At 68.6% G+C, this 13,239-nt stretch carries 13 protein-coding genes; 5 read left to right on the top strand and 8 right to left on the bottom strand.

The genetic code is table 11. From position 1 onward, the window contains the following. Window positions 1-42: 42 nt before the first annotated feature. Window positions 43-300, bottom strand: a complete 258-nt coding sequence (locus ACFWY5_RS03260) for a hypothetical protein (protein ID WP_379626239.1) — start codon at window positions 298-300, stop codon at window positions 43-45. A 147-nt stretch (window positions 301-447) separates the two neighbouring features. Here ACFWY5_RS03260 and ACFWY5_RS03255 point away from each other — a divergent pair, with 147 nt between their 5' ends. Next, window positions 448-1,059, top strand: a complete 612-nt coding sequence (locus ACFWY5_RS03255) for a hypothetical protein (protein ID WP_379630425.1) — start codon at window positions 448-450, stop codon at window positions 1,057-1,059. Here the strand turns inward: ACFWY5_RS03255 and ACFWY5_RS03250 are convergent. From ACFWY5_RS03250 to ACFWY5_RS03240, 3 genes are all read right to left on the bottom strand, one after another. Then, complete coding sequence (locus tag ACFWY5_RS03250) at window positions 1,056-4,658, bottom strand: tetratricopeptide repeat protein (protein WP_379630424.1); 3,603 nt, start codon at window positions 4,656-4,658, stop codon at window positions 1,056-1,058. The genes ACFWY5_RS03255 and ACFWY5_RS03250 overlap by 4 nt on opposite strands. Next, entirely contained in the window at window positions 4,655-5,542 is an 888-nt protein-coding gene (locus tag ACFWY5_RS03245) for an S-4TM family putative pore-forming effector (protein WP_379630595.1), read from the bottom strand. The genes ACFWY5_RS03250 and ACFWY5_RS03245 overlap by 4 nt, the downstream gene beginning before the upstream one ends. Before the next feature lie 95 nt (window positions 5,543-5,637). Next, window positions 5,638-5,898 carry a hypothetical protein gene (locus ACFWY5_RS03240; RefSeq protein WP_379630423.1) on the bottom strand — a complete coding sequence of 87 codons (261 nt, stop codon included), beginning with the start codon at window positions 5,896-5,898 and terminating at the stop codon, window positions 5,638-5,640. Window positions 5,899-5,997: 99 nt separating this feature from the next. Here ACFWY5_RS03240 and ACFWY5_RS03235 point away from each other — a divergent pair, with 99 nt between their 5' ends. Continuing rightward, window positions 5,998-6,447, top strand: coding sequence for a hypothetical protein (locus tag ACFWY5_RS03235; protein WP_379630422.1), 450 nt, complete (start codon window positions 5,998-6,000; stop codon window positions 6,445-6,447). Window positions 6,448-6,597: 150 nt separating this feature from the next. Further along, a complete protein-coding gene (locus ACFWY5_RS03230) occupies window positions 6,598-9,408 on the top strand; it encodes a BTAD domain-containing putative transcriptional regulator (protein ID WP_379630421.1) in 2,811 nt (936 codons plus the stop codon). On the opposite strand, the gene ACFWY5_RS03225 is transcribed toward ACFWY5_RS03230, so the two are convergent. From ACFWY5_RS03225 to ACFWY5_RS03215, 3 genes are read right to left on the bottom strand one after another with little or no spacing between them, the layout of a single operon-like run. Then, window positions 9,403-9,966, bottom strand: a complete 564-nt coding sequence (locus ACFWY5_RS03225) for a hypothetical protein (protein WP_379630420.1) — start codon at window positions 9,964-9,966, stop codon at window positions 9,403-9,405. The genes ACFWY5_RS03230 and ACFWY5_RS03225 overlap by 6 nt on opposite strands. Window positions 9,967-10,000: 34 nt before the next feature. Beyond that, entirely contained in the window at window positions 10,001-10,795 is a 795-nt protein-coding gene (locus tag ACFWY5_RS03220; protein ID WP_379630419.1) for an SDR family NAD(P)-dependent oxidoreductase, read from the bottom strand. Between the two features lie 17 nt (window positions 10,796-10,812). Next, window positions 10,813-11,652 carry an LLM class F420-dependent oxidoreductase gene (locus ACFWY5_RS03215; protein ID WP_379630418.1) on the bottom strand — a complete coding sequence of 280 codons (840 nt, stop codon included), beginning with the start codon at window positions 11,650-11,652 and terminating at the stop codon, window positions 10,813-10,815. 65 nt (window positions 11,653-11,717) lie between these two features. Between ACFWY5_RS03215 and ACFWY5_RS03210 the strand changes: the two genes are divergently transcribed. Together ACFWY5_RS03210 and ACFWY5_RS03205 are read left to right on the top strand one after the other, a co-directional pair. After that, the gene (locus ACFWY5_RS03210; RefSeq protein ID WP_379615106.1) at window positions 11,718-11,999 is read left to right on the top strand and encodes a hypothetical protein; all 282 of its coding nucleotides are present in this window, start codon (window positions 11,718-11,720) and stop codon (window positions 11,997-11,999) included. A 344-nt stretch (window positions 12,000-12,343) separates the two neighbouring features. Next, complete coding sequence (locus tag ACFWY5_RS03205; protein ID WP_246508322.1) at window positions 12,344-12,496, top strand: hypothetical protein; 153 nt, start codon at window positions 12,344-12,346, stop codon at window positions 12,494-12,496. A 1-nt stretch (window position 12,497) separates the two neighbouring features. Here ACFWY5_RS03205 and ACFWY5_RS03200 read toward each other — a convergent pair whose 3' ends face one another. Continuing rightward, window positions 12,498-12,983 (bottom strand): hypothetical protein, encoded by a 486-nt coding sequence (locus tag ACFWY5_RS03200; RefSeq protein ID WP_379615108.1) that lies wholly within the window; start codon window positions 12,981-12,983, stop codon window positions 12,498-12,500. Window positions 12,984-13,239 lie beyond the last annotated feature (256 nt).

Here is a 13,239-nt window from a genome sequence, read left to right as displayed (position 1 = left end):
GCGCCGCCGAGCACGCCGTACAGCCGGCCCTGCGGGCCGTCGTCAACGGCGGAAAGGCCACAGCGTAAAGGTGCGGCGTCGCCGGCCAAGGACGCGACGGACCAGGTCCTTGGTGATGTCGTTCCGGCGCCGGACGTAGCGAATCTCGACGTACACCTCCTCAGGCGTGAACTTTGGGTGCTGGGCGGCAACGTCGCGGATGTATCGGGCTTTGGCCTCGTCGGGGTTGGAGTCTGCTCGTGGGATGCGGCGTTCGAGGGGCCGACGTATACGCCGGCCTGATTTGTCGAAGTAGACCACGCATACCTCCCAGCACCGGATGACTCGACGCTAAAAATGCACGGCATGCAGGTCTATGACCGAATTGTGCGGAACTGTGACGTCGAATGACATGTTCCTGCCAGCCCTAAGCTGTCGGCTGCCATTGGAGGTGAGAGGGAGGTGCGGGTGACCGTTCACGTTGCGGTCGTGGACCCCGTGCCCGTGTTCCGTCATGGCGTCGTGGCGGCGTTGTCCAGCGAGGGATATCTCGTCGAGGAGCCCCCCGATGCGGCGGCATGGCTCAGCGAACGGCCGGGCGCGATGATTCTGCTGACCCTGCGCTCCGCCGAGGACCTTGACCAGGTGATCACCTTGTCCCGCGTACGGCCCCGGCCCCTCGTCGTCGCACTGCCCTTCGGCGAGGCCTCTTCGCTGGGAGCGCGGGCCGTACGGGCAGGTGCCCGGTCGGTGGTGGCGCACACGGCGACGGTGCCGGCGTTGCAACGGGCGGTGGCGGCGACGCTCGACGGCGAAGCGGTCATGCCGGCCGACGTGGCCGACCTTCTGGTTGCCGGCCGGGGTGGCCGGCCGCCCCGTCGCTCGGTTCTCTCGAAGGAGCAGATCGCCTGGTTGCGACGGTTATCCGATGGGTGGACGGTGGCGCGCCTCGCCACGGAGGCCGGCTACTCCGAGCGAGCGATGTACCGGCTGCTCAAGACGCTTTATCAACAGATAGGCGCCAATTCCCGCTTTGAGGCCATGTTGCTGGCACATGAGGAGGGCTGGCTTCAGTCCTAGACGGTAGCGCCCGGGCGGATGCAGGCCAGCCCGTTCAGCACCGGCTCCAGTTCGGAGGCGCCGTCGGCCATCGCCTTCACCATGAACCTCAGACGGACGTCCAGACCCGGGGTCGGCTCGGCCCACTCTGGCCGTGCGCGACGGAACGCCTCCAGCGCCACCGTTGTTTCCGAGGTGCCGAGAAGGACTGAGTAGCACCGGGCGATCCCGGTGAAGTCCCAGGCTACGAGATCATTCTGGTCCGCCCCGGTGCGCTTGTCCGTCTCCTCACGGAGCTGCTGGAAAAGGTCCCTCGCGGTGCCTGGAAGGTCGCAGCGGTGCGCGATGATGCCCCGCAGCGCCAGTTCCGCGGTTTCCCGGCCGGCCACTCGGTATCGAGCCGCCTCTTCGATCGCCTTTCGAGCCTCCGGGAGAGCGCCCATGTGCACGTGGGCGAGGGCCAGCGTGGTGAGTGACCGCCGCAGGTTGATCGGATCCCGGTGGTCGCGCGCGACATCGACGGCCCGCTGCGCTGTCGTTCGCGCCTCGCTGTGCAGGTCCCGGTAGAGATGGAGGTCCGCGGTCGAGGTGAGCAGTTCCGCCTGGGCCGTGGGATCAGGGGCGGCCAGGATGAGATTCGCGCACTCGTCCAGCATCCGCTGGGCGTCCGGGATCTGGTTCAGCTCGGCGTACCAGCGAGCGAGGCGCAGCGTGGCGCTCGACGCCAGCCCAGGTTCGGTTTCCCGTACGGCGCCGAAGGCTTCGAGAGCATTTCCGACAGCGTGTCGGTAGTCGCCACGCCGCTGGCGGCAGTCGGCCAGGCCCATCAGCGCGGCGGCGCGATCGCCGCCGTCATCCTCGTCCTCGCCCGCCAGAGCGTACGCCCAGCCGAAATGCTCCTCGGCCTTCGCGAGATCGTCGTGTTCCCAGAACATGGCGCCCATGCCTATGTGGCACCGGCGTATCGCCTCGCGATCGTGTTCCTCTTGAGCAATGGAGAGCGCGTTCTTGTACGCCATCAGGGCGGAGGGATGGTCGCCGCTGTAGGAGTAGATGTCGCCGAGGGCCGCGAGGTTCATCATCTCGCCCTCCCGGTCGTCATGGAGTCGGCCTCGGATGGCTTCCCGTTGGGTGCGCAGTTCGGCGCCGCTGCCCCAGAGGTACACCAGGTGGTCCATGGAGTGGATCAAGTCGTGCGCCGCGCCGTACATCCCGGCCCGCAGCCAGACGTCGACGCGTGCGAAGTGCATGTCCAGGTCGGCGATGCCGTGCACGTCCTCGTCGTCCTTCTGCATGGTCGCCAGCACCTCGGCCGCCCGGAGCAAAAGGTCAAATCGGGTTGGCGGCTCTCCCTCTTCCGCACACCGATCGCCCTGGCCCAGACGCCCGAGGACCGCGTCCGTTTCGGCTTTTCGCAGATGTCTGCGGCCATCCCTGCGCTCAAGGACGAGGCGAGCCGCCACGAGAGCGCGCAGGGCCGGCTCGACCTGCGTCGCCGACACGTACGGCTTGAGGACATTGATGACGGTGTCATGGTGAACCGGGACGCCGAGCGCCGCGACGGCCTCCGCCACCCGCTGCTGTTCGACGGGCAGGTGGTCGACGAACGTGCGTACCAGACGCTGATGCACCTCGCTCGCCTCCAGCCATGGTTCAACCTCATGGGCCTGTAGGGCGGGTGGCTCGCTGCTGAGGCACGCATGGAGGAGTTCGGCGCGCCGGGGATTTCCCGCCAAGAGGCCATGAAGCCGCCGCAGATCGGCTCCTCTCAGCTCTGCGAGGCCATACCTGCGGTCTGGATCGAGCTGGGCGAAATATTCGCCCAAGGACGGCGGCTCCAGTCCTTCGAGACTGATCCGGCACGCGCTTCCCGCCCACGCCACACCCGTCGTCGTCTCGGGCGGGTGCTGCGTCAGAAGAACGACTTTGACCAGGGGGTACGGCCGGCTCTGCACGACGTCCAGCGCCAGATCGAGCTGTGGGTCGCGCAGGAGGTTCCCCTCCTTGAGGAGGTTCTCCGCCGAGTCCAGCACGATGATCGGCCGGATGCCACCGGCCTGCTCGAGACCGTCCAGGGCGATCTCCAGGCGTGCCGGCGCGGACGGGCCGGCCACCTGTCCCGACCCGGGCGGCTCGATGGCCTCGATCAAGGTTGGTACGCCGATTTCCTCGTGCGGTGTGGCCTCGTGCCAGCGCACCGGCGAGGTATCGACATCCGGATCGTTCCAGCCCAGGTCGGCGAGCACCTCGCGTACCAACGCCGTCTTGCCGATGCCGGGCGGGCCGGTGACCACGATGACGGACGTGACCTGATCCTCCAGAGCCGCGCGCAGGTGACCGCGGTGCCCTGTTCGGTCGACGAAGACCGACCCGCTCTGTGCCGACCGGCTCATCGTCCGTGTCGCCGTCGTGCGACTGGTCTCAACGATCTTCCCGGCGTCGAAGGGCATCGTCGGGCCCATCCGAACGTCCACTGGCCCGAGCAGACATTGGGTGAGCCGACCCGCCAGCCTCGAGCACCAGCGGGCGGCTGCCGGTGTACCGGAGGTGTAGGCACTGTGCAGCATGGCCTGCGCGAGGAGAGACACCCGCAGTTGCCGCTGCCAGAGCGCCGGGTCCCAGCTCTTCCGGCGCACGAACCCGAGCGCCGGCTCGCGGAGCGCGTCGATGACGCTCCGCACGTCACCCGGCATGCCGCCGTCGAGGCGTTCATCTCGATAGCCGAGCTCCAGGTAGGCGAGGAACACGTTCTGGCTGTGCTCGGAGGAGGCACCTATCTCGCGGGAGCAGAGCGAGAGCAGCAGGGTGGCAAGATCCCGGCTCAGTGGTCCTCGCGATTCGTACGTTGCCAGGTCGATCAGCCGAAAGTCGGCTGGACAGACGGTCCTGTTGCGCACCGGTACGAGAACGTTGTCCCCGTGCAGGTCACCGTGCGTTCGGCCCACCAGATAGTGGATCCCCGCCTGGGCCGCAGGCGAGTCCTCGGCGAAAAGCCGCCATGGGTTCGGTAGCGCCGCTTCCTCGTCCGGCAGTCGCAGGAAAGCGGGCTCGAGGAGGTTGTGCTTTTCCGCCCAGCCGCGTAACCACCCGCCTGTTTCGAAGCTACTGCCCAATTCGCACCGCAGTAGCTCTGCCACCGTCGAGTGTTCGCTGCCGTAATCACAACCGGCCCACTTCTCAAGGATTTCCTTCCAGACCACTTCGCAGGCGCCCGCGAGTTGGCTGAGCTCCACCGTTCCCAGCGGATCGCCGTCGACCATCGACTGACCGATCACCAAAGTGCCCCCGGGACATCGAATGGCCGGAAAGGCGATCTCAGTGAGGTGCTGCTCGCGAAACTCCCGGGGCGATTCGTTCAGAGCTTGCCTGTGCTGCTCGCCTTCCCGCCGATGGTTCGCCGGCACCGGCGGGCAGAACTTGATCACGCACCAGCGAGGATCGGGTTTCCCGCTTCGATTGGTCAGCATCGCCTTCGCCAGCCGGGCCCCGGTGTAGCCGCGTGCTAGAGGCGCGACACTCTTGGCATCGATCTCGACCTCGTCGCCGAACAGCGACTCGATGATCTCCGACGCGACCACCTGGTCGTCGAACACGCGGGTCAACTGCTCCAAGGCGTTCATGAGCGGGGAAACCGCGCTTCCAGCAGTTGCATTCTGACCTGGAAATCGGCCTTGTCCTGGTCGTGGTAACGCTGGAAGAACCACGTCGGCAGGCGTGGCTGGAGCCGTCGCATGTGATACAGCGTGTCCTGCACCTGGCGGACGAAGAGCGTCAGCGCGGCGGGGGTGGCGATCACCGGTGACGACGGATCGTCAATGGCCGCCCGCACCAATCCCAGTACGCGTAGCCGTTCCGCGGTGCTCGCCATCTGCGTGCGATACATCTCCAGACATAAGAGCAGCAGGCCGAGCGAGGGCACGAACCATCCCGTGACCAGCCTGCTCACCGTCGCGCCGGTGGCGAGCGTGAACACGACGCCCGCTATCGACCACAGCCCCAGCACGCCGAGCATCATCTGGGCGAAACGGAGCCGGATGCGTGAGCCCCAAGCCAGGTTCTGGTCCAGACAGAAGAGCACGTCGTACGGCGGTGCCGCGTTCGCCACCAGGTAGTAGCCCCGCAGCCGACGCTCGTCACCCCGGAAGCGCCGGCTGAGCCGGCTCACCTCGTCATCGCCGATGCGATGCCCGACCGCGACGTGGTTCCACGGCAATCCGAGCAGGTCAGCGTCGAACATTTCCTGGAGCGTCGCGGCCATACGCAAATACCGCTCGGCCCAGGGGGCCATCACCGCCTTGTAAACGGCGGCCCAGAGAGCGCCGATGAGAGCGACCGCGGCGCCATACCCTGAACCCAGCCCGGTCACCAGGCCCGCGACAGCCACGGCGATCGAGACACCGACGCTCAGAGCCTGCGCGCGCTGGTTGTAGACGTGAGTGACAGCGATGGCCTTGAGAAGGCGCATGGCCGCGACACTGTCCTGCCGATCGGATAATGGGTGCACGCCTTTCAATGCCCCTCCCGCGCATGCCGGTCGACTCACTGAGTGTCACACGCCCGGCGTTCCCGCGATACCCGCAGTGCTGACCGCCTGGCGCCTTACTCCTTGACGTCGTCCGGATCGTTCTGCCGGCGGAGAGCGCGGATATAGCCCCATCGCCATATCAACACCGCCCCGACCATCCAGAAGAAGGCGAGCGTGAGAGGGCGCACGGTGAGGTACGACGCGGTGAACCTTTCCGGCCCGTCGGTGAGGTAGTCGACGACCAGCTCCACCAGGAAAAGCATCACGAGGAAGGCAGTCAGCTTGAGCAGGGCGCCGCGCGACTCTTTACTCCAGGCTTTCGGACGAACCGCCATACCCTTCGCCCCTTCTCCGTGCCCAACCCGAGCATTCGATCTGTGCCGCTTCAACCTAACGCCTCCTGCGGAGGCGATGGTCGGGCGTACGCTCCCCTCGTGAACCCGGAGGCTGTGGATTGGGCGGCGATCCCCGGGCCGGAGTGGTACCGGCCTGAAGCCGTCCCGGAAGCCTTCACCGCCCTGCGCAGAGATATGGCGGAAGGTGGCGGCATCCGATCAGTGATCGGGAACGATCACGCTGGGACGCTGTATCCAGCCGCCGTCGCGGGCACCGACGTCCTACTGGAGATCATCGCCGAGCGCCCCGGGTCGCCGAGGCAGATCGCTCTTTGTGTTCTGCTGGACTGGTGGGGATGTTTTCAGCCGGAACCGGGCTTCGAGACGTTCATCGATCCGGAGGGTGAGACGGTTGATGTCATCGCGGCGATCGTCGAGCGAGTTGGGCGGGCCGCCGGCACGTTGCAGGTGATCGCCGAACGGGACTCCAACGCCCGTGACCTCATCCGAGAGCTGCTCGGAGCTCAGCGCCAGGGGTGGACGATATGACCAGGTCAGGGCCGTCGGCAGCTACGTGAACATCCTGGTGGGCGTCGGCCGGCCGCTGAACAAGGAACGTCCTCTACGATTGCGGGCGCCCCGATCGAGGCCACGGCTCCACTCAAGCCACCCCCAGGAGGGCCGGTCAGGAGGAAGACGATGGCGGACGACCTGCGATTCTCGCTGCTCGGCCCGGTGCGCGCCTGGCGCGGTGACAGGGAGCTGAAGCTCGGCTCGCCGCAGCAACGGACGGTGCTGGCCGTACTGCTGCTGGCCGAGGGCAGGGCGACCGGCCCGGACCTGCTCATCGACGCGATCTGGGGTGAGGAGCAGCCGCGCACGGCGCTCAGCACGCTGCGGACCTACATCTCGCGGCTGCGCGGGGTGCTCGGCGCGGAGGTGTTGTCGTCCGTCGGTCATGGTTATGTCCTGCTCGGCGGTGAGCGCGACGTCGTCGCATTCGAGCGTCTGTACGGCGAGCGGCACTACACCGAGGCGCTCGCCCTCTGGCAGGGAGAGCCGCTGGCCGGCCTGGACGGCTTCTTCGCCGAGACCCAGCGCGCTCGCCTGAACGAGCGGCGGCTGGCCGCGCTCGAGTGCCGCCTGGACGCCGACCTGAGAAACGGCCGGCATGCGGACATCGTCCCCGAGCTCACCGCGCTCTGCGCCGACCACCCGACCAATGAGCGGATGCGCGCGCTGCTGATGCTGGCCCTCTACCTCGCGGGACGGCAGGCCGAGGCGATCGGCGTCTACACCGACACCCGCGAGCTGCTGGACCGGGAACTGGGCGTGGCCCCGTCTCCGGAGCTCGCGGAGCTGTACCAGCAGATCATCAGCGCGGACGTGGCGCTCGGCCGCCCCGCCGAACGTGTCCCGCAGCGGCAGGTGCCCAGGCAGTTGCCGTCCGACGTGGCCGACTTCACCGGCCGGGAGCGCGAGGTGGCGGGCGTGGTGGCCGCGCTGGGTTCCGGTGAGGTGCCGGCCCTGGTCATCTCGGCCGTGTCGGGGGCGGGCGGGGTGGGCAAGACGACGCTGGCCGTACACGCGGCTCATCGGCTTGCCGGTCACTATCCCGACGGGCAGTTGTTCGTCGACCTGCGCGGATCGAGCGCGCGGCCGGTCGAGCCCGGGGTGGTGCTCGGGGCGTTCCTGCGCGCGCTCGGGCATGAGGAGCCGCCGGAGGACCTGGCCGAGCGAGCGGCGGAGTACCGGACCGCGCTCGCCGACCGGCGGGTGCTCGTGGTGCTCGACAACGCCTCCGGCGCCGGTCAGGTACGACCGCTGATGCCCGGTTCGGCGGGGTGCGGGGTGATCGTCACGAGCAGGGCCCGGCTGACCGGGCTGTCCGGCGCGCGGCAGGTGGATCTGGAGGTCCTGGGGCCGGCCGAGGCGCTGCTGATGTTCACGACGATCGTCGGGCAGGAGCGGGTCTCCGCCGAGCGCGGGGCCGCCATGGATCTGGTCGCGGCCTGCGGATTCCTGCCGCTGGCGATCAGGATCGCCGCCGCCCGGCTGGCGGCCCGGCCGGGCTGGAGCCTGGCCACGATGCGCGACCGGCTGTCGGACGAGCGGCGCAGGATGGCCGAGCTGAGGGCGGGCGATCTGGCGATCGAGGCGACGTTCTCGCTGGGGTACGACCAGCTCGACGCGGTGCACGCTCGGGCGTTCCGGCTGCTGGCCGTACCGGATGCCGCGATGTTCTCGCTGCCGGTCGCGGCGGCGCTGCTCGACCTGCCGGAGCCGGACGCCGAGGAGGTGTGCGAGGCGCTGGTCAACCTGAGCATGCTGGAGTCGCCCTCGCCCGGCCGCTACCGCTTCCACGACCTGCTCAAGCTCTACGCCAGGTCACGCCCCGACGATCCAGGGGTACGGCAGGCCGCGCTCGCCAGGATGCTGGACTTCTACCTGGCCACGGTGGCCGGGGCGCTCCGGTTGACGTTCCTGGGCGACCTGCGCCCGGACAAGGTCGTCACGCGCTCGGCGGGGCTGCGCTTCAACGACGAGGGCGCCGCCGTCGACTGGGCGGACGAGGAGGAGCAAGGCCTGCTCAGCTGCCTCGAACAGACCGCGCGCACCCCGGGCGGCGAACTGCGCCAGGCCGTCATCCTGCTCGACATGACCATCGACGTGATCGGCTATGAGTCCGACACCGCCCGCTATGAGCGGCTGTGTGATCTGCTGGTCACCGCGGCGGCGGATCGCGCGGACGGGGTTCTGGAGGCGCGGGCCCGTTGTGTGCGCGGGTTCACCTGGGTGAGCAGGCGCGCACTCGACGCGGCCACGCAGGACGGCCTGGCCGCGCGCGACCTCAGCCTGGAGCACGGCGATCTGGACACCTACGCCGACTCGCTCAGCCTGCTGGCCCGCAGTGCGATGTGCCGGCGGGAATCGGAGGAGGCGGCGGACTGGTACCGGCAGGCCGCCGAGGTGTGGCGCTCGGTCGGTGACCCGTCCAACCTGGCGATCACGCTCGGGAACCTCGCACGCGTGCTGGCCGATCTTGGCCGGATGGACGAGGCGCTCGAGGCCGGCAGGGAAGCCGAGAAGATCATGCTGGAGGTGGGTGACGGCAGGCCGGACGCGTCGGCCGCGTACCAGCTGGGGATCGTCCTGCACCAAGCGGGACATCCGGAGCAGGCGCTGGCCGAGTTCGAGACGGCCCTGACCGAACATCGCAAGCTGAAGAAGCTGGGGTGGGAGGGAGCGACGCTGTTCCGGATGGCCGAGACCTACCTCCTGGTCGGTAGTTCCGAGCGTGCGATCGAGCATGCGGAGGACGCGCTGGCGGTGCTGACGAAGGCGGACGACGAGTGGGCGCAGGGGATGGCCCTCACCGTGCTCGGCCGGGCGCTCGGCGAACGGGGGCAGCCGGGGCGGGCGCGAGCCTGCCTGACCGAGGCGCTGAAGATCTTCGACCGGCTCGCGCTGCCGGAGGCGGAGGACGTGCGCCCGCTGCTGGTGTCATAGCCGCAGGCGGGCCTCGACGAGCCGGCGGTGGTGCGCGGGGATGGCGTGGGCGTCCAGCGCGCGTCCCAGCAGGTCGGCGTCGAAACCGTGCGTGCTCAGGTGGTCCAGGAGGGGGTCGTATCGGTCGGGCCGGTCGCGCAGAAATTCGGTGGCCAGCCGGAGTTCCAGGCGGACGACGGGCACCTGGTGAGAGCCGCACGTGATCAGGACGTGGTGCTGCCATGGGCCGCTGCCCACGCATTCCAGGGCGTCCGAGTCGGCCGGCCGTTCGACGGTGCTGAGCTCCAGGTCGACGCCGTTCACGTCGAACCTGGTGAAGTACTGCGCGGTTTCGGGGAGCCATGAGGCTTCGTACAGGCAGGGGAACACCGAGAGTGCCGCGGCGAACCTGTCCAGGTCCTCTCGGCAGGCCAACAGTATGTCGACGTCTCTGGCGGGGAGCGGGACGCCTTGGAGGAGGGCGGCGCTCGTGCCGCACACGCGGTACGCCGTGCCGGGGTCGGCCATGTCGAGCGCCGTCGCGAGAGCCGTACTCAGTGATCTTGTTCTGTCGTCCATGGACGCGAACGTATCCAGCGGGCGCGCTTCTTCGTCAGGGGAGAATCGCGTCGACGTAACCGCCGTCGACGCGGAGGGCGCCGCCGGTGGTCGCCGAGGCCTGCGCGGAGCTGAGGTAGACGACCATGTTGGCGATCTCCTCCGGCTCGATGAGGCGTTGCAGAAGCGACTGCGGGCGGTGTTCGCGCATGAAGGCGCGCTGTGCCTCGTCCCAGGGCAGGTCGCGGCCGACGAGCTGGTAGACGAAGTCCTCGACGCCGCCGGTGTGGGTGGGGCCGGCGATCACGGAGTTGACCGTGACGCCGGTTCCGGCGGCGGCCTTGGCGAAGCCGCGGGAGATCGCCAGGAGCGCGGTCTTGCTCATCCCGTAGTGGATCATCTCGGCGGGGATCGCGACGGCTGAGTCACTGGCGATGAACTGCACCCGGCCGAACGAGCGCTCCATCATGCCCGGCAGGTACGCGCGCGTCAGCCGTACACCGGCGAGGACGTTGACCTCGAAGTACCGGCGCCACTCGGCATCGTCGATCTCCAGGGCGGGCCGCGATTCGAAGATCCCCAGGTTGTTGACGAGGATGTCGACGTCCGGCAGTGCTTCCACCGCCGCCGCGGCGCCCTCTTCGGTCGCCAGATCCGCCGCGACCGGGACGATCTGGACGCCCGGCACCTCGGCGCTCAACCGGGACGCCGCCGCCGCGGTCGACTCCCGGCTCCGGCCGTTGACCCCGACCCGGGCGCCGGCCCGCGCCAGGCCCGCCGCGATCGCCGCCCCGATGCCCTGAGTGGAGCCGGTGACCAGGGCCGTTCTGTCCGTGAGATCGATGAGCATGATCCAGAACATACCCGTCAGAGGCTGAAGCGGCGGGAGAAGCCGGTCAGCTCCTTTCGCTGCTGGTCGAGCGAGGTGGCCGAGGTGCTGACGACGACTCGGGTGACGCCTTCGCTGGTCAGGTCCGCCAGCCGTTCGGGAGTCAGGTCGATGGTGGCGGTCCTGGTGTATTCCAGGGTGCCGGGGTCGCGGCCGGACTCGGCGGCGGTGGCGCGGACGAGGTCCCACTGTGCCGGGTCCGGGCGGCCGCCGGGGAAGTAGCCGTCGCCGAGGCGGCCGGCGCGGCGGGCGGCGGGGCGGCTGGAACCGCCTACGTGGATGGGCAGGCGGGTGGTCTGGTGGGGTTTGGGGAAGCTGACCAGGTCGGTGAAGGTGAAGAACTCGCCGGAGTGGCTGACGCCCTCTTCGCCGCCTGCCCACAGCAGGCGGAGGACGTCGATGGCCTCGTCGGCGCGGCGGCCGCGGGTGGCGAAGTCGACGCCGAGCGCCTCCGCCTCGCCGGGCAGCGCGCCGAGGCCGACGGTGAGCAGGCGCATGCGGCCGCCGGACAGGACGTCGACCGTGGCCAGGCGCTTGGCGAGGATCACCGGGTGGTGGTACGGCAGCAGCAGTACCCCGGTCCCGAGCAGGATGCGCTCGGTGGCGGCGGCGATGAAGGACAGGCAGTCGAGCGGGTCCAGGTACGGCAGCGCCGGTGGTATCTCGAACGTCCCCACCTTGGCCCCCGGGTACAGGACGATGTGCTCGGGCAGGTAGATCGACTCGAAGCCGCATTCCTCCGCGAGCTGGGCGAAGGCCACGATCTTCTGGGGGTCGACGCCGTAGTAGGGCGTGCTGTAGCTGATGCCGAACTTCATGGTCCTGGAGGCTAGAACGTTGACACCGGCGTCAGGGCAAACCGCGAAGTGCCATAGTGGCTCATATGGCCATTAACCGCGCTCTGGCGGCGATCCGACTCGGCAACTCCCTGTCCGTCGACCGATACCCCCAGTGGGCATTGTGGGCGATGAGCGTCGTCGCGGGCTGGGTGGTCCTCACCCACGTGATCGGCCTGGCCACCGGGGTGCCGCAGAGTTTGCTGGCCGAGTCTCTGAAGTGGGGGCCGGCCGCCCAATGGGTCGAGCACGGCCTGGCCCTGGTCGCGATGGGATTCCTGCTCACCTCGATGGTCGAGGCCCTGCTCCACCGGCGGCGTACCGCGTAGAGTGCCGGCTCTTGTCCGTTGTGCGGAGCACACCTTTCGGATGAGGCCGGAGTGGTGGAAGCGTTCTGAGGTATCCGGCGGGGGTGTCTGCCGTATGCTCGTGTTCGTCCCGCCCCTGACCTGGCCGGTTACGGTCCCGGCCGCGTAGATCTTTTGTGGCCGCAGCCGGGTGCTGGGCGAGGAAAACGGGCCGGTGAGCGGCGCCGAGTACGGATTGATATCCAGAAAACCCCCGCCGCGTGTCAAATGGGCTCATACTTACCGTAATGAAACCCAGAACAGCCGCGGTCCGGCGTCCCCTGCCAGGAAGTCCCTTCAACGTCCCTCAGGCCCCTGCGCCTCCGATGCCCGACTTCGAGGTGCAGGACCTGGTCAGCCATGACAAATACGGGTTGGGCTCGGTCATCCGGGTGGAGAAGGATGTCGCCGTTGTCGTTGATTTCGGCACGGAGACCCTTCGCATCACGGTGCCGTACGCCAAGCTCGTCAAGCTCTGAGCTACAGCCAACCGGCCCGCGCGTCCGCCAGAGGCGCGCCGGAGGAGGGGGCGGTGCCAAGCGTGCCTGCGCGCACGCCGTCGAGCAGCCGCCCCGCCGCCTCCACGATTTCCGGTACGGCCCGGCGAAGCGCGCCCCGATCCGCCTCGTCGAGCACGGCCAGCGGCCCGGCGGCCTCGGTGAGCCGGTCGCTCAGCCAACCCAACGGGTCGGCGGTGAGCGCCCGGTCGAAGACGCGTGAGCTCGGATCCCATCCGGTGAACTCCGGATGGTGGTGGGTCCGGTCGAAGCTGCCCGGCGTACCATCCACCGACTCCAGCAGATCCACCCGCCAGATGGGCCGGCCTACGGCGATGGGCTGGGCCGAGTAGATCGTCCCTTTGAGCGCGCCCCGTTCGAGTTCCCTGACCTCCAGACGGACGCCATGCTCGGGGCCTTCTTGACCTTTGGCGGGTTTCGGGTCGATGAAGTAGAGGTCGCTCAGCACGACACCGGTCTGTTCAAACCCAAAGACATAAAGCACAAGCAGCCCATACCCCACCTCGCACCCATCCAGCCCTACAAACCCGACACACCCCGCTCCGCCCCGCACAGACCACGACGGCACACACCCTGGCAGGCGAGAACTCACAGACGCGGAACGCGAGACGCGGAACGCGAGACGCGGAACGCGAGACGCGGAACGCGAGACGCGGAACGCGAGACGCGGAACGCGAGACGCGGAACGCGAGACGCGGAACGCG

Source organism: Nonomuraea sp. NPDC059007 (assembly GCF_042740555.1).
GTDB lineage: Bacteria > Actinomycetota > Actinomycetes > Streptosporangiales > Streptosporangiaceae > Nonomuraea.
The sequence above is the reverse complement of the archived record's forward strand: the minus strand, read 5'-3'. Positions and strand labels throughout refer to the sequence as shown.